This is a genomic window from Parabacteroides caecihominis (genome assembly GCF_023656785.1).
GTDB classification, from domain to species: Bacteria; Bacteroidota; Bacteroidia; order Bacteroidales; family Tannerellaceae; genus Parabacteroides; species Parabacteroides segnis.
Window position 1 is genome coordinate 1 of sequence record NZ_JAMOKS010000036.1, and the last position, 16,011, is coordinate 16,011.

Genomic DNA, 16,011 nt, shown 5'->3' on the forward strand with positions numbered 1-16,011 from the left:
TTTTCCAGAACTAATTTTCTTTCTATTTACTATACAAAATGTCAAAGATCTTTTTGAGATATGTTTTTACACAGTCTCTCAAGAGGGGAGCCAGGTACAACCGGTCAATAATCGGATAGTTCATATTTGATAATAACAGAAACACTCAAACTCTGACAAGGTATGAGCCAGCTTTTTGCGAATATATATATAATAATGTGGAATAATCTGAAAGATCTCTTTGGAGGCGAGAAGCCTTCCGTAAATAAGTTCATCTATAAGCTCAACCAATTGCCTTCAGAAAAACAGGTCAGAGTTTTAAAGGCGGTACGCGAAGCCGCCTTTTGTGACTGGAATGAATTGCCACCGTATTACCGCGATTTTCTTCTCTCCCTGTTCAGCCGCTACCGGGCAGAAGCCCTAGACTCCTTACATCAGGATACGATCCTGGGTGAAATGACTTTTCAACTGAAGAACCCTCATTTGATCTTGCGTGTAATAGCCTTGCTGGAAGGGCGGAAGAATGGGGGATCTCCGTGTTATCTGGATGTTGCCTTCTGTTTTCTGCTGGTCTTCCCTTTCCCTTGTTCGGTGGAATACATCGGCGATTGCCTGCGCACCAAATTTGTGACGGTCGACGATATCGACTTGTTAATAACTGTTGCTGAGTTGCGGGACGGAGCGGGACATATCCCGTTTAAATCTAAATAAGTATAAATAACGGCCATAATCGTCTGCCGGAATATGCGGGAGAAAATAAGTTTTAGTCAATATACAGGTTTTGCCCGGGGGAATTCCTCTTTTCGGGTGAGTGGTTTTCGTATTCCGGCAGAATACCCGTTTGGTTGCTGTCCTATCTTTGTTATGTGCTCCGATAGCGGGCATATAATTCATACATTATTCATTTAATGCATTAATTATTATGGCAATGAAGTTTAAGCTGGTTACGAGAAAGAACATGGGGCCGGATCAGGAAGAAGTTCCGGAGAAAATTTATGCACAGATGGTGTGTGGCGATTATGTTCCTTTTGATGAATTTGTGGAAGAGGTTGCCGACAGTTCGGGTGTGGGGAGCGCCGGGGTAAAGGCGGTGATCGACCGTACGGTCGTTGTGCTGGTTCGCCATATGCAACACGGGCGAAGGGTACAGGTGGGAGACCTGGGACATTTCCGCTATAACTTCGGGTCGGAAGGGGTGCCTGATGAAAAGAGTTTTGCAACGAACATGATCCGCGAGCCGAAGGTTCGTTTCTTCCCGGGAAAGGCATTGCGCGTAGCTAAAAGTCGGACGAGTTTCGAGAAGATTGCGCTTGACGATAAGGCGGAAGAGAATGGTGGAGGAAGTGGTGGTGACAGACCGGAGATTGAGTAATTGAGTATTGAAGATCGGCGGTTCAATATGTAAAGTTATGAAACGGTTGACGGTTCAGTTGATTATTGCAATCCTGCTCACAATGAGCGGGATTGTCCTTCTCTTCAGCGGATTCTGGATTGATCCGCAGGGATTGATTGATAACAGCGTATTGGTGGCTTTCGGGGAAATCAGTACGTTTGCCGGTGCCCTTTTCGGGGTGGATTATACCTATAAATTTAAAATCAAAAACAATGAATAACACAAATCACAAGACTATGTTGAGCGAGCATTTCGCTTTGGAAGAGTTTACCTACAGCCGTATCGCGGTAGAAAATGCACTCGACAACACGCCTCCTGCCGCAGCAAAGACGGCTTTGAATCATCTGGTTACTTATTTGCTGGAACCTTTACGGAAGTTTTACAAATCCCCTGTTGCGATCCTTAGCGGATACCGTAGCGATGCCGTGAACCGTCTTGCCGGCGGTGTTGTTGCCAGCCAGCACCGGAAAGGGGAGGCTGCTGATTGTTATGTGGCAGAGGGACCGGAGCAACTACTGGCAGCTCTGCAAAACTCCGGCCTCCCTTTCGACCAGGCTATCTTATACAAACGCCGCCGTTTCCTGCATCTTTCCTTAAAGCAGTTCGGAAGGAACCGGATGCAGGTACTTGTTTATATGATTTGTGTTATTTGTTTGTTCCCGGGCTGCGGATTAAGAAGGAACATACGCCAATCGGAACAGTACGGTTACAGCGATTCCGTCGTTTTCATCCGTAGTGACAGCCTTTTACTTCAACAACATTCAGCCCTTCACGACTCTTTATCCTGGGAATTAAAGCAAATCATCTATCTTCCGCCAGACACGTCCGGCAGGCAACCCCTGCAAAGCATCACCTTCGCCCGTCTTCTCCATACCACCCACCAAACCGACAGCCTTATTACCGAAACCGGTTCACAACAATCCAGGTCCGCATATACGGAAGAAAGATCACTTACACAGAAAGAACATTGCGCAACGGGCTATCGGGTTTTGATATTGGTGGTAGTCGGGGGAGGCTTATTGATTACAGGAGTGATATGGCTGAAAAGAAATTGTAAGAAATAAGCTGTTCTATTTTACTGAATCTTTCAGATATTCAGGATTTCTGCGAGTATCCCAAACTGCTGCGATATATACAATATTACTTTCTATATAGTATATAAGTTTGAAATGTTTCTCGACAACCAATGAATGATACTCTTTTTTCCTGTTGGCTAAAAGGGGTTCTATGGGCCCTGAATAAGCAAATATCTTAAGAGGATCGGCTGATTCTACTAAGCTGTTCCATATATTATTGGCTGCACGTTCACTTTTGGGCAGATAAAATTGGTAAATATCTTCCAGGTCAAGTTGTGCAATAGGCATCCATTTTACGATATATTCCATCTTGGATGTTTTTTACGGAGTTCTTCTGTTGTCAATCCTAAACCTTGGCGAGCTTCTTCTTCGGCTATATCCAGACGTTTATTCAATTCTTCGAGGGTGTATTGGCAAGGTGGACATTCTGTTGTTTGTTTTTCACCTAGATCACGGATATAGTCCAGTGCCTTACGTAAAAGATTGGTGTCGTTAATGCGAAGAACTTCACGCATCATTTCCATCCGTAAATGATCGGCATTGAGACCGTATGCTGCTTGGGGCTCGTTTACATTAGATGGAATTTCTTCCGGTAAAGGATAATTCTTTTTTGTCATGGTTGGTTATCTGTCTTTTTAAGTTATGTTACAAATGTAGTAAATTCCTTGTGTATTTAGATAAATAGTTGAATCTTTCTTAAGAAATAAGCAGAAGCCTCTTATTTCACCTCGAAAAGTATCTTACGCTGATTACCCCAGTTGTCGATCAGAGTGAGCATGTGTTTTCCGGACTCCACTGTGCAGGCGATCTGGTGGTTGTCCGTTGTTTCTCCAAGGTACGTGTCGTCGAGATGCCAGTAGATGGTGGCGTCGGGACGGGCATGGGCGGCTTTGAAGATAAACTTCTCCTGTTTGCCGGAGAATCCTTTCGGTAAGTATAAGATGGCGTTGTGTTCCGGGTAGATCAGTTCGATCTGCCGGCTTTGTGCTTGTTCGCATCCCGGTTTGATGGGAGGGAGGGGAATGTAGTCGATATGGTAGTTACGGTAATAATATTCCTGTGAAGGCGGGAGCACGAACCAGGGACGGGTGATCATCCGGTCGACAGACTCGCAGGAACTGTTTACACGGAAACGTCTGTCTGCCGATAGATGGACGAGTTTGTGGTAAGGACATACCGGGGTGTTGATGCCGGAACGGGGGATATATAATGTGTCCGTCTGATCACAGATCCGGGAGGCTTTGTGTCCGCTGTTGCGACAGATCACCGCCTGCTCCAGTTCGTCGTAAGGCATATCGAACCAACCGCTGCCGGGTAACAGTGAGAAGAGGTCGAAGAGGACAGGGGCTGCATTTCCTACTCCTGTCAGGCCCGGGCGACCTTCGCCGGACGCATTTCCCACCCATACGCCGACGACATAGCGGGGAGTAGTCCCGATAGCCCAGGCATCGCGTCCTCCGTAACTGGTCCCGGTCTTCCAGGCGATCTGCTTCATCGATTCGAATTGTTGCCAGTCGGCTTCTTCTTCCGGGCGGTTGAGGGCGGACATGGCTTCGTAAGTAAACCAGATGGAGGCGGCTGAAAGAAGGGGTTTGTCGGTAAGTCGTAGGTCGGCGACCGACCGGATCGGGGTGTCGGTAGGGGCGGTTCGCGAACCGCCCTTACCACGTAGGACAGTCAACGGATGAATATCCTGCGGATTATATCGCCCGTTGTAGGGGTGGTAATGGGTGAGAACCCGGGACAGGGAGGCATACATTCCGGATATATCCCATAAAGTACCTTCTGCGCCTCCCAGAATCAGGGACGCTCCGTAATGTTCTTCCGAGAAACGGAGGGAGGTCATACCTAATGTCTTCAGTAAGGTCATGAAACGGCCGGTATTATATTGCGACAACATGCGGACCAGAGGAACGTTCAGCGAACGTTCGATTGCCCGGTGGGCAGGGACGGCACCGTTGAATGTCTTGTTATAGTTCTGCGGCATAAAACCGTTGATGTTCAGAGGTACATCCGATACGAGGGTGGAAGGGAGTATCTGTCCGTCGTGCAACATTCCGGCATAAAGGAAAGGTTTCAGGATGCTCCCCGTGCTACGTGGGGAAGTGATGATATCGACCTGGTTTCCCCGTTTTTCATCAGCCTGGAAAGTGGCATTCCCGGCATAGGCCAGGATTTCTCCGGTTTCCACATCGGCGATAAGGGCTGCCAGGTTATGGATATGGTTGGAAGTGCTGTATTCCCGGGCATAACGGTTGACGAGTTCCTGGGTTTGTTTCTGTAAAGAATACTGTACCGATGAGGTGATACGTATTCCCGGTGTACCGGCGGCCAGCCGTTCCAGCAGATGAGGAGCTTCGTTGGGCAAGGGCACCGGGGCTTCCGGCAGAGGTTCCATGCAGGATAGTTCGTATTCGGTATTGTCAATGATATTTCTTTCTTTCAGCGTGTGCAGGAGTTTGTCGCGTTTTGTTTTCAATTGTTTCCGGTTCCTGCCCGGATGGATAAGGGCGGGAGAGTTGGGAAGTACGGCCAGTGTGGCGCTTTCCGCCCATGAGAGATCGGAGGCGCTGCGTCCGAAATAACGCCAGGCCGCTGTCTCGATGCCGACAACGTTCCCTCCGAAGGGGGCATGGGAAGCATACAGGTTGAGTATTTCCTTTTTACTATGGGTCGTTTCCAGGAAGAGCGCCCAACACATCTCGATACTTTTTTCGTACACGGTACGATCCCGGTTTCCCCGGGCGAGGCGTGCCAGCTGCATGGTCAGTGTACTTCCTCCGCTGACGACGCGGTGGTACCGGACATTCAGATAGGCGGCACGCAGAATGGCTGCCGCGTCTATCCCCGGATGATAAAAGAAATAACGGTCTTCATAAGTTGTCAGGCAGGTAATGAATTTATCCGGCAGAGAATCGGTCGCCGGAAACCGCCATTGCCCGTCCGGTGCAATCCTCGCCCCCAGCAGATTACCCTCCGAAGAGTAAAGTAATGTCGAGTAAGATACGGGAAACAGGGTACGGGGAACCAGCAGGTACATCCCTCCCCAAAGAAACAGGATAAACAGCAAAAAGAAGATAAGAATCTTTTTACGGTTCGATTTGAAGGAGGTTATGAGTCTCGTATAATACATCTTGTTTGAACAGTTCGGTATGTGCTCGTTTTAGTTACCAAAGATAAAGATAAAAACTGAAAGATAGAGTTGAATATGCTTTGTCGTGGAATTAATTCTTTATATTTGTAGGATTATAGAATATACCAAATCCCTATATTCGTGAATTATCTGTTTGATCTTGAATAAGTAGTAACCGTTAATTGGAAGAAATATGGCAAGGTGTCTTTATTTGATGTGTTTATGCTATTTGCTGTGCCTGTTGGGCAGTTGTACTTCGAAGAGCAGTGAAGGCGAGACGGGAGAGTTGCCTTTTAACCCGCATGTGGAAGCGTTTACCTCGGGTAAAATATCCAGGTATACACCGGTGTATCTGATATTCAATCAGGATATACCACAGGATAAATTACAGAGCGACCGGTTGTCGAAGCTGGTCCGCATCAAACCGGATATAGCCGGAGAGTTCTCTTTTGAGAATAATCGGACTATCGTCTTCAAACCTGCAAAAGAGTTTGACCGGAATACCTCCTACAAGCTGACGGCCGACCTTTCCGAATGGTTTGATGTGACAGGCAAGGACAAGCAGTTTACCTTCGGCTTTTCTACTTTCCCTATGGCGTTGCGTGCCAATCTGGAATCGATGGAGATTAACAAGAAGAACGAGAACGGTTATGATGTACTGTGTACTTTGCTGACCCCCGATAAGGAGACGCCGGAAACAGTTGAATCGTTGGTCCGCTTCTCAGAAAAGGCGGATGCCATATGGCAACACAGCCCCGACGGTAAAAAACATCAGGTTACCTTGCAGAATGTACAGGCCGGAACCGACGGAAGCCGTACGCTTACCCTTTCCGTTGCCCCGAATAAACTGAGTGTTGCCGAAGATAAGTTGCTATCCGTAAGTATCCCGGATATGAACGATTTTGAGGTTTATGACGTGACTTATGTGACGGAACCGGAACGGTATGTGGAAGTGACGTTCTCCAAAGAGCTGGATTCTTCGCAGGATATGCAGGGATTGGCCTTTATCGCCGGGAATACCTCCGAAACGGTGAATGTGGAGGGGAACCGTCTGCGTTTATATCCCGATGCCCAACGTACGGGAGTTATGAATGTACATCTGAACCATCAGATACGTAGTAAGAACGGCCTTACTCTGAAAGAAGATATTACCCGCCAGGTCGAGATCAGCAGCCTTCTGCCGGATGTCAGGTTTGTCGGGCAGGGAGTTATTATACCGCAATCCACTCAATTGATCGTACCTTTCCAGGCCGTTTATCTTCGTGGCGTTGTGGTACGTGTGATAAAGATACTGGAACAGAATATCGGCCAGTTCCTCCAAGTGAATAATCTGGACGGGACTTCGGACCTGATGCGTGTGGGGCGCCTGGTCGCACGTAAGACGATCTTCCTGGATGAAGGCGGCAGCGATCTTTCCCAATGGAACACCTATGCTATCGATATGAAACAAATGATGGAGCCTGAACCCGGCGCCATTTATCGTGTCGAACTTTCTTTCAATAAAGATCTGTCGGCTTATCCCTGTGACGATTCCGTGAAAGTCTCCCGCGAGCAATTGCTTGCTGAAGATGAAATCAAATTCAAAGAGGAAAGTTCGCGTTTCGATAATGGAGGATACTATTATTATAATGGTGATTTCGATTGGAGTGATTATAATTACAGTGAACGGAATGACCCTTGTTCGAACAGTTACTATTATAATAAGGTAGAAGGCAAGAATGTGTTGGCAACCAACCTCGGCCTGATAGCGATGGCGGGTGAGGATAATGAAATGACGGTCCTGGTGCATAACCTGATGACGACCCATCCGGAGAATGGTGTCAATGTCGCAGCTTACAATTACCAGAACCAGCAGCTGGCATCGGGTATTACGGATAGTCAGGGACAGACCCGTCTGAAGATAACTTCGGGCAAGCCTTTCTATCTGATCGCCTCTTTGGGAAATGAACGCTCTTACCTGCGTGTGGATGGCGGATCGGCATTGTCGTTAAGCTCTTTCGATGTCTCCGGCGAGGTCGTACAGAAAGGCATTAAAGGATTTATCTATGGTGACCGGGGCGTCTGGCGTCCGGGCGATACCTTGTTCCTGAGTTTTATGCTGAACGACCGTGCCAAAAAACTTCCCGCCAACCATCCGGTGGTAATGGAACTGTATAACCCGTTGGGACAATTATATCTGCGTAAGACACAGACCCGGGGAGAACTGGGTGTGTATTCGTTTGCCATGCCGACGGAACCGGATGCACCGACAGGTGCCTGGAATGTAACTGTAAACGTGGGAGGCGTCAGCTTCACCAAACGCCTGCGTGTGGAATCCATCAAGCCGAACCGTCTGAAGATCGACCTGTCCATGCCCGAAAAGACATTATTGCGCGGCGAACCGCTGAACGCACGTCTGCATACGGAATGGTTGCAGGGAGCAACGGCAAGGAACCTTAAATACGATATTCAGGGAACCTTTATCTCTACACCGACCACTTTCAGCGGATTTAAGGATTTCTATTTCGATGATCCTTCGAAAGTGTTTAACAGCGAAGAGAGCAAACTGATTTCCGGAACGACCGACGAGAAGGGAGACGCCCTTGTGCAGGCGAAGTTTGAGATCGGTTCGACGGCTCCGGGTATGTTGATGGCTAACTTCGTTACCCGTGTGTATGAAGAATCGGGCGATTTCAGTATCGATGCCAACCGGATGTTGTATTCGCCTTATAAGCGCTATGCCGGTATCAAGTCGCCGCAGCAGACACGCGAACAACTCAATACGGGAAGCAATTACACCTACGAAGTTGCTTCGGCCGATTACCTGGGCAACCCGCAGGCCAATACGGAACTGGAGGTACAGGTCTATAAAGTGTATTGGTACTGGTGGTGGAGTTCCGACAACAGTAGCCTGGCAAACTATGTCTCCGACTCCTATAACAAACCTGTCAAAAATATGACAGTCCGCACCGGGGAGAACGGGCGCGGGACCTTTAGCTTATCGTTCAGCAATGAAGAGTGGGGCACTTACTTTATTTCCGTGAAGGATAAGGAAAGCAAGCATTCGACCGGTGTCATGAGTTATTTTGACTGGCCTTATAACGAGGGGCGGAGGAATGCCGACGGTAGCGAATCGGCCAGCATGCTGACCTTCAAGACGGATAAGGATAATTACCAGCCGGGTGAGAAACTGGTTATCACCATCCCATCAGCCAAAGGAAGCCGTGCCGTTGTCAGCATAGAAAACGGCACGAAGGTACTGTCTGTCACCGAGCATACCTGTGACGACCAACAGACCGTAATCAAACTGGACGTGACCAAAGAGATGCAGCCGAATGCCTACGTTTATGTAACGTTGTTGCAGCCTCACGGAATCACGAAAAACGATTTGCCGATCCGTATGTACGGCGTTGTCCCGTTCACGGTGACCTCTCCGGAAAGTCATTTATATCCCCAGATCAGTATACCGGACGAGATCAAGCCGGAAGCCAACTATGAGGTAACCGTTTCGGAAAAGGACGGCCGTGAAATGGCCTATACCTTAGCCATTGTGGACGAAGGCCTGCTCGACCTTACCCGTTTCCGCACCCCTGAACCCTGGAAGGCGTTCAATGCCCGCGAAGCCCTGGGCGTAAGTACCTGGGATATGTATAACTTCGTAGTCGGCGCTTACGGCGGACGTATCGAACAATTGTTCAGCATCGGTGGCGACGATGCCCTTAACAAGGGACCGAAAGCCATTGTGAACCGTTTCAAGCCGGTTGTCATGTTCGACGGCCCGTTCCTGCTGAAGAAAGGGGAGAAGCAGCGTCATTCCTACCGGATGCCGAATTATAACGGTCGGGTGAAGGTCATGGTCGTAGCCGGCAACGGTGAAGCCTACGGAAATGCCGACAAGAGCGTTTTCGTGCGCAAGCCTGTGATGTTGCTCGGAACGTTGCCCCGTGTGATTGGTGTCGGTGAAGAGATGGTTGTCCCGGCCACCGTATTTGCTACCGAGAACGGTGTCGGAAATGTCAATGTCTCGATCAGTTGTTCCGATAATATGGAAGTCGTGGGGCCGGCCACCCAGCAATTGAACTTTACGGAGAAGAGTGACAAGCAAGCCTCGTTCCGTATCAAGGTGAAAGACCAGCCGGGAGCCGGACGCGTAACGATCACTGCATCGGGCAAAGGCGATAAGTCGGTTTACACGACGGATATCGAGATACGTTCAGTCTCCCGTCCGCAGGTGAAGGTATTGCCTGTCACCCTGGAAGCCGGCAAGTCCTGGAAAGAAACGGTTCAGATGCCGGGAATGAAAGGTACCAATTCGTTAACCCTCGAAGTATCCGACGTGCCGCCTTTGAATCTGTCTTCCCGCCTGTCATACCTGATCGGTTATCCGCACGGATGCGTCGAACAGATCACCTCCAAAGGTTTCCCGCAATTGTATGTCGGTGAATTTGCCGCTTTGTCGAAGGCGCAGCAGACTACGACCGGAAACGCTGTAAAGGAAGTCATCCGCCGCTTGCGTTCTTACCAGACGGTAGACGGTGCGTTCTCTTACTGGCCCGGCGGAACCAGCAGCAATGCCTGGGGAACGGTCTATGCCACCCACTTCCTGCTTTCTGCCGAGACGAAAGGATATCTGGTGCCCGACGGCATGAAGCGGAATGTCCTGAATAACCTCCGTCGTGTGGCACGCGACTGGAAGCCCGTCAACTCCTATTATTCCCGTTCGGAAGAGATGACGCAAGCTTATCGCCTCTATGTCCTCGCTTTGGGACAGACGCCGGAAGTAGGCGCCATGAACCGTCTGAAAGAAAATAAATCGTTGCAACCGATGAGCCGCTGGCTGCTTGCCTCCGCCTATGCCTTGATCGGCCGTAGCGACGTGGCAAAGAACCTGATCGAAAAGACTACGGAGCTGAAAACAGATTATTCGGACTACGACCTTACATTCGGCAGCGACTTGCGCGACCAGGCCATCCGCCTGATGACGCTCACCCTGCTGGGAGACGGTAAGGAAGCTGCCCTGCTCACCCGTGACATCTCGAAAGAACTTTCGTCGGACGATTGGCTGAGTACGCAATCCACGGCCTTTGCCCTGGTATCCCTCTCCGAATACATGGCAAAATACAAGGTGGGCGGATCGATGGATTTCACCTATTCCTGCGCCGGAAAGAATGACAAAGTCAGCTCCGTCAAGAACGTATGGACAGAAACCTTGCTGGAAAAGGCAGGGGCATCCGCCTCCGTAGAACTAAAGAACACCGGAACATCGACCTTGTTCGCCCGCATCATTACCGAAGGTATCCCGGAACAAGGCAAGGAAGAAGCCTATGCGAACGGTCTGTCGCTGGCCGTCAGCTACACCGACCAGAACGGCCGGGCTGTGAATATAGCCGACATGCAGCAGGGAACGAATTTCGTAGCCGTGGTGACGGTCAAGAATCCTACCGCCCGCGGCATAAACAACCTGGTATTGACGGAAATATTCCCTGCCGGTTGGGAAATCCTGAACACCCGCTTCCTGAACGACGGGGCGACGGACAAGACGGCCACAGGCATAAATTACCAGGATATCCGCGACGACAAGGTGTATAGCTATATCGACTATCTGCCTTCCGGCCGCCAGGTGACGGTAAAGATCAACCTCTGTGCCGTTTATCCGGGACGCTTCTATCTGCCTCCGGTTTATTGCGAAGCCATGTACGATAATCTGGTACGGGCGAATACCGAAGGGAAAGAAGTGGTTGTAGAATGAAAAAGAGTCTTTTAGGTCTAAGAAATCCCGGTTAACTGTTTAAAGTGGACTTCTTAGGCCTAAAAAGTGGCTTTTAAATGGTGAAAGTTCATCTTTTAGGCCTAAAAGACGTGTTTCAAACGTTTAAAGTAGACTTCTTAGGTCTAAGAAATGACTTTTCACCGTTTAAAGTTCATTCCCTAGGTCTAGGAAGGTCACTTTCACCGTTTGACCAGCATTCCCGGACTTCCAAATCGTAAGATAATCCAACTACATCGAAACAAATGCTTGTTTTATTCAGAAGTAACCTTTTTATCTTTGCCGTGGATAAATACAACTGATTCATGAAGAAAAAACACTTACTCTTTGCTTTGTTTTGTAGCGGACTTCTATCCTGTACAGCACCTACAGCGACTCAACAGTTAGCCGGGGATATCCTGGCCGACCAAAGTTTTCATACCGTCGACAGTATGGCCCGTGCTGTAATCCGTAGCGGTTTTAATGCCGGAAGCGGTTACTCCCAGATATGGGCGCGCGATATGAATACCTTTATTGAAGTGGCCTGCGAAGAAAGCAACCCGTCCGATCTGCGCAATGCGATCCTGCTGTTTTTTGCCCTGCAACAGCCAAACGACGAGATGATAGACGGATATGTCCTGAAAACAGACTTCAACTGGGGTGACGATCATCCTTATTATTCCGATGCCGCTCCCGACCATGTCGCTTTCAAGAATACGGTCGAAACCGACCAGGAATCTTCCCTGATCCATATCGTAGGAAAGTATATCCGTAAGACCGGCGACACCTCTATCCTGAACGAAGTGGTAGCCGGCCGCACCGTTTACGATCGTATGGTCGGAATGATCGACTATCTGATGAAGGAACGTTATAGCGAACAATATGGCCTTCTCTACGGAGCCATGACGGCAGACTGGGGCGACGTGCAACCCAACGACGATTTCGGCTGCGATATGAATGAATTGTCGGACCCCGCGATCGATGTCTACGACAATGCCATGTTTATCATCGCCCTCGACTTTATGCAGGAGATGACTGCGGACAATGTGGATAAGACCCGCTGGAAAGAACTTCGCCAGCATATAGCAGCGAATACCCGCAAACATCTTTGGGATGAACAGCGTCAGAAGTTTATTCCCCATATCTACCTGGAGAAATCTCCGATACCGGAAGGCTTTAACGAATTGGACGTGCATTATCACGGAGGAACCGCCATCGCGATAGAAGCCGGCCTGTTGTCTCCCGAAGAAATAGCCGTTGTCAATGCGCAGATGTTGGAGAATGTCCGTCTGTCCGGTATGCCGAGTATCGGTCTTACGTTGTATCCTACTTATCCGGAAGGATTCTTCCGTGGCGGAATGTCCAAGCCCTATATCTATCAGAATGGGGGAGACTGGACCTGGTTCGGCGGCCGTATGATCCAGCAGCTTATTGCCAACGGTATGGTGAAGGAAGCCTACGAAGAAGTGCGTCCGATGATCGACCGCGTCATAAAGAATCAGGGATTTTATGAATGGTACGGCAAAGGTGGCGTACCCAGCGGTTCCGGTCATTTCAAAGGATCGGCCGGGGTACTGGCGAAAGCTATCGAGATGTTCAATCAATGGTCGGAAGAGAATAAATAAAGAGACAAAATAAAAGGTGTGAGCTATCTGTTTATAGTGACGGGAGTAACTGTTTCCCCTCTTGAGAGGGGATAAGGGGTGTGTTAAAGCTAGTTATGGGGCGGAATGATAACACACCCCCTGCCCCCTCTCAAGAGGGGAATCGGTTACAACCAGTTGCTATAAACAGATTCAAATCAGATAATAATAAACATTATATAAATGAGAAAAAGTAATTACGATAAAAGCCCTTCGACAATCGTCGACGGGGCTCTTTGGAAAGGTTGGGAGTCTGTTCTGGATAAGTTGAAGGACGTATGCAACGTCCCGGAAGAGTTGGCGCGAAAGGTCGTTGTCATTGAATGTTACCATGGTGTATACCCGGAGGAACTGGCTGAACACCTGGCAACATTGCATCCTTCTTTGATGATTCATTCGGATCAATGTTTTAAAGGCGTAGAAGACATTGAGAAGATGACGCGTCCTTATCTGACAGACGATCGCCTTTTTGGACGCCGCGCCCCGTTTTACTATGCAGACTTCCTGGATGCGGACAAAGTAAAAGAATGCCGGGAAAAGATAAAAGCTGCGACCGGACTGGTAATCGTCTACGGGCATGCTGCGGCAGAGGTTGTCCCCGAAGCTGATGTACTGGTCTATGTCGATATGGCACGTTGGGAAATACAACAACGTTTCCGCCAGGGAAAGATCGACGGCCTGGGAGTAAGAAACCGGGAGGAAGCGCCTTCGCTCCATTACAAACGTGGATATTTCATAGACTGGAATGTCTGTGACGCCCTGAAAAAACAACTGTTACCGAAAGCAGATTACTGGCTGGACACTCATATCCCCGGTATGCCTAAAATGATAACCGGCGAAACCCTGCGTGCCGGACTGGAAAAGACAGCCCGTAAACCGTTCCGTGTGGTTCCTTTCTTCGACCCGGCCCCCTGGGGAGGCCAGTGGATGAAGGAAGTCTGCGACCTCGATAAGGAGCAGGCAAACTTCGGTTGGTGTTTCGACTGCGTGCCCGAAGAGAACAGCCTGTACCTGAAAGTAGAAGGCGAACTGTTTGAGATGGCCTCTAATAATCTTGTATTTTATCAAACCCGTAACTTGTTGGGAGGCCCGGTCGAATCGCGCTTCGGACAGGATTTCCCGATCCGTTTCGACTTCCTGGATACGATGGGAGGGGGCAACCTCAGTTTGCAAGTACACCCGACTACCCAGTATATCCGTGATACGTTCGGTATCTATTATACACAGGACGAAAGTTATTATCTGCTGGACGCCGGAGAGGATGCAACCGTTTACCTCGGTCTGAAAACGGGCGTGAACCCGGATGAGATGATCGACGCATTGAATGAAGCCCAGGTATCGGGTAAGCCGTTCGATACGGAGAAGTACGTAAACAAATGGCCGGCCAAGAAACATGATCATTATCTGATCCCGAACGGAACTATCCATTGCTCCGGTTCTAATGCGATGGTACTGGAGATCAGTGCTACCCCGAGCCTTTTCACATTTAAGTTATGGGACTGGGGACGCCTGGGGTTGGACGGCAAACCGCGTCCTATCAACATCACCCATGGTTCGCATGTGATACAATGGGAACGGCAGACGGAGTTTGTACGCGACCAGTTGGTCAACCATTTCGAACCGCGTGCCGAAGGCGAAGGCTGGGTAGAAGAACGTACTGGTCTGCATGAAAATGAGTTTATCGAAACCCGCCGCCACTGGTTTACCGGCACAGTGCCGCACAATACAGGTGGGGGAGTCAACGTTTTTAATGTGATAGAAGGAGATGAACTGATCGTGGAAAGTCCGGTAAATGCGTTCGAACCGTTTATCGTTCATTATGCCGAGACATTTATCGTACCTGCCGTAGTCGGTGATTACACGATCCGCCCGTATGGCATTTCAGAAGGAAAAACCTGCGGAACGATCAAGGCTTATGTACGGACGAAAGGATAATAATCGAATATCAATTAAACACACATATATATAATGTATAACGATAACCGCATAGTAATGACCCTTGATGCCGGAGGGACCAACCTGGTCTTTTCGGCTATCCGTGGGGGAAATGAGATAGTGACTCCTATAACGTTGCCCTCTTGTGCCTGTGATCTGGAACAATGCCTGGGACAATTGGCCACAGGATTTTCCCGGATTCGCGAACAACTGACGGAAGCCCCGGTTGCCATCAGTTTTGCTTTTCCCGGACCAGCCGATTATCCGGCCGGTATTATCGGTAACCTGCCGAACTTTCCTTCTTTCCGCGGAGGCGTAGCGTTAGGGCCGTATCTGGAAGAAAAGTTCGGCATCCCTGTCTTCATCAATAATGACGGCGACCTTTTTGCTTATGGCGAAGCCCTTACCGGAGCATTGCCGGAGGTAAATCTTCGTCTGGAAAAGGCGGGAAGCATTAAGCGTTATAAAAATCTGCTCGGCGTAACACTCGGTACCGGTTTTGGTGCCGGAGTCGTGATCAATGGTGATCTGCTGATGGGAGACAATGCCGCCGGAGGTGATATCTGGTGCTTCCGCAATAAGAAACACCAGCAATATATCGTAGAGGAAAGTGTCAGTATCCGAGCCGTGCAACATGTCTATCGCGAGCTTTCCGGCGACACTTCCGCTTTGACTCCGAAGGATATTTTCGATATTGCCGAAGGTACCCGTCCCGGAAATCAGGATGCCGCCCGCCGCGCCTTTGCCGAACTGGGGGAAATGGCCGGGGATGCCATAGCGCAGGCCATCACTTTGATCGACGGTCTGGTCGTGATTGGCGGAGGACTGACCGGTGCTGCCAAATATTTCATGCCTGCCTTGCTTGAAGAGATGAACAGCGAGACCGGTATGATGGACGGAAGCCGTTTCAGCCGTCTGCAAAGCAAAGCATTCAACCTGGATGACGAAGCGGACTTCAACCGGTTTGCCCGAGGGGAAGCGGTGAAGATACCTGTTCCCGGTTCGGACCGCCAGGTGGATTACGACCCTTGCAAACGCATCGGTGTCATGATAAGTAAGCAGGGAGCCAGCCGCTCGGTCGCTTTGGGAGCTTACGTATATGCTTTGAATCATTTATAAGAATATAA

11 protein-coding genes are annotated in these 16,011 nt (G+C 49.4%); 8 read left to right on the top strand and 3 right to left on the bottom strand.

The window, feature by feature from the left end; genetic code table 11:
* Positions 1 to 162 precede the first annotated feature (162 nt).
* The 4 genes from NBH14_RS22885 (at position 163) to NBH14_RS22900 (ending at position 2,436) form a co-directional block, all read left to right on the top strand.
* A complete protein-coding gene (locus NBH14_RS22885) occupies positions 163 to 690 on the top strand; it encodes a hypothetical protein (protein WP_186961412.1) in 528 nt (175 codons plus the stop codon).
* A gap of 211 nt (positions 691 to 901) precedes the next feature.
* A complete protein-coding gene (locus NBH14_RS22890; RefSeq protein WP_186961411.1) occupies positions 902 to 1,351 on the top strand; it encodes an HU family DNA-binding protein in 450 nt (149 codons plus the stop codon).
* Between the two features lie 37 nt (positions 1,352 to 1,388).
* The gene (locus tag NBH14_RS22895) at positions 1,389 to 1,592 is read left to right on the top strand and encodes a hypothetical protein (RefSeq protein ID WP_186961410.1); all 204 of its coding nucleotides are present in this window, start codon (positions 1,389 to 1,391) and stop codon (positions 1,590 to 1,592) included.
* Entirely contained in the window at positions 1,585 to 2,436 is an 852-nt protein-coding gene (locus tag NBH14_RS22900) for a D-Ala-D-Ala carboxypeptidase family metallohydrolase (RefSeq protein ID WP_186961409.1), read from the top strand. Before NBH14_RS22895 ends, NBH14_RS22900 begins: the two co-directional genes overlap by 8 nt.
* A 6-nt stretch (positions 2,437 to 2,442) precedes the next feature.
* Here the strand turns inward: NBH14_RS22900 and NBH14_RS22905 are convergent, their stop codons facing one another.
* From NBH14_RS22905 to pbpC, 3 genes are all read right to left on the bottom strand, one after another.
* A complete protein-coding gene (locus NBH14_RS22905; protein WP_186961408.1) occupies positions 2,443 to 2,757 on the bottom strand; it encodes a type II toxin-antitoxin system RelE/ParE family toxin in 315 nt (104 codons plus the stop codon).
* A complete protein-coding gene (locus NBH14_RS22910) occupies positions 2,742 to 3,065 on the bottom strand; it encodes a hypothetical protein (protein ID WP_186961407.1) in 324 nt (107 codons plus the stop codon). Before NBH14_RS22910 ends, NBH14_RS22905 begins: the two co-directional genes overlap by 16 nt.
* A 101-nt stretch (positions 3,066 to 3,166) precedes the next feature.
* Positions 3,167 to 5,488 (bottom strand): penicillin-binding protein 1C, encoded by a 2,322-nt coding sequence (gene pbpC, locus NBH14_RS22915; protein WP_186961416.1) that lies wholly within the window; start codon positions 5,486 to 5,488, stop codon positions 3,167 to 3,169.
* Positions 5,489 to 5,774: 286 nt separating this feature from the next.
* On the opposite strand from pbpC, the gene NBH14_RS22920 reads away from it, so the two are divergent.
* The 4 genes from NBH14_RS22920 (at position 5,775) to NBH14_RS22935 (ending at position 16,003) form a co-directional block, all read left to right on the top strand.
* Complete coding sequence (locus NBH14_RS22920) at positions 5,775 to 11,309, top strand: alpha-2-macroglobulin family protein (RefSeq protein ID WP_186961406.1); 5,535 nt, start codon at positions 5,775 to 5,777, stop codon at positions 11,307 to 11,309.
* A 323-nt stretch (positions 11,310 to 11,632) separates the two neighbouring features.
* Positions 11,633 to 12,931: a GH36-type glycosyl hydrolase domain-containing protein gene (locus NBH14_RS22925; protein ID WP_128134072.1), complete on the top strand. Its 1,299-nt coding sequence runs from the start codon at positions 11,633 to 11,635 to the stop codon at positions 12,929 to 12,931.
* Positions 12,932 to 13,132: 201 nt separating this feature from the next.
* A complete protein-coding gene (locus NBH14_RS22930; protein ID WP_186961405.1) occupies positions 13,133 to 14,884 on the top strand; it encodes a class I mannose-6-phosphate isomerase in 1,752 nt (583 codons plus the stop codon).
* A 30-nt stretch (positions 14,885 to 14,914) separates the two neighbouring features.
* A complete protein-coding gene (locus tag NBH14_RS22935) occupies positions 14,915 to 16,003 on the top strand; it encodes an ROK family protein (RefSeq protein WP_186961415.1) in 1,089 nt (362 codons plus the stop codon).
* The last annotated feature ends 8 nt before the right edge of the window (positions 16,004 to 16,011 follow it).

Excerpts from the sequence above, each read along its gene's own strand:
- NBH14_RS22920 (WP_186961406.1), top strand. The coding sequence starts at position 5,775 with ATGGCAAGGTGTCTTTATTTGATGTGTTTATGCTATTTGCTGTGCCTG.
- NBH14_RS22895 (WP_186961410.1), top strand. The coding sequence starts at position 1,389 with ATGAAACGGTTGACGGTTCAGTTGATTATTGCAATCCTGCTCACAATG.
- NBH14_RS22900 (WP_186961409.1), top strand. The coding sequence starts at position 1,585 with ATGAATAACACAAATCACAAGACTATGTTGAGCGAGCATTTCGCTTTG.
- NBH14_RS22910 (WP_186961407.1), bottom strand. The coding sequence starts at position 3,065 with ATGACAAAAAAGAATTATCCTTTACCGGAAGAAATTCCATCTAATGTA.
- NBH14_RS22930 (WP_186961405.1), top strand. The coding sequence starts at position 13,133 with ATGAGAAAAAGTAATTACGATAAAAGCCCTTCGACAATCGTCGACGGG.
- NBH14_RS22905 (WP_186961408.1), bottom strand. The coding sequence starts at position 2,757 with ATGGAATATATCGTAAAATGGATGCCTATTGCACAACTTGACCTGGAA.
- NBH14_RS22890 (WP_186961411.1), top strand. The coding sequence starts at position 902 with ATGGCAATGAAGTTTAAGCTGGTTACGAGAAAGAACATGGGGCCGGAT.
- NBH14_RS22925 (WP_128134072.1), top strand. The coding sequence starts at position 11,633 with ATGAAGAAAAAACACTTACTCTTTGCTTTGTTTTGTAGCGGACTTCTA.
- pbpC (WP_186961416.1), bottom strand. The coding sequence starts at position 5,488 with ATGTACCTGCTGGTTCCCCGTACCCTGTTTCCCGTATCTTACTCGACA.
- NBH14_RS22885 (WP_186961412.1), top strand. The coding sequence starts at position 163 with ATGAGCCAGCTTTTTGCGAATATATATATAATAATGTGGAATAATCTG.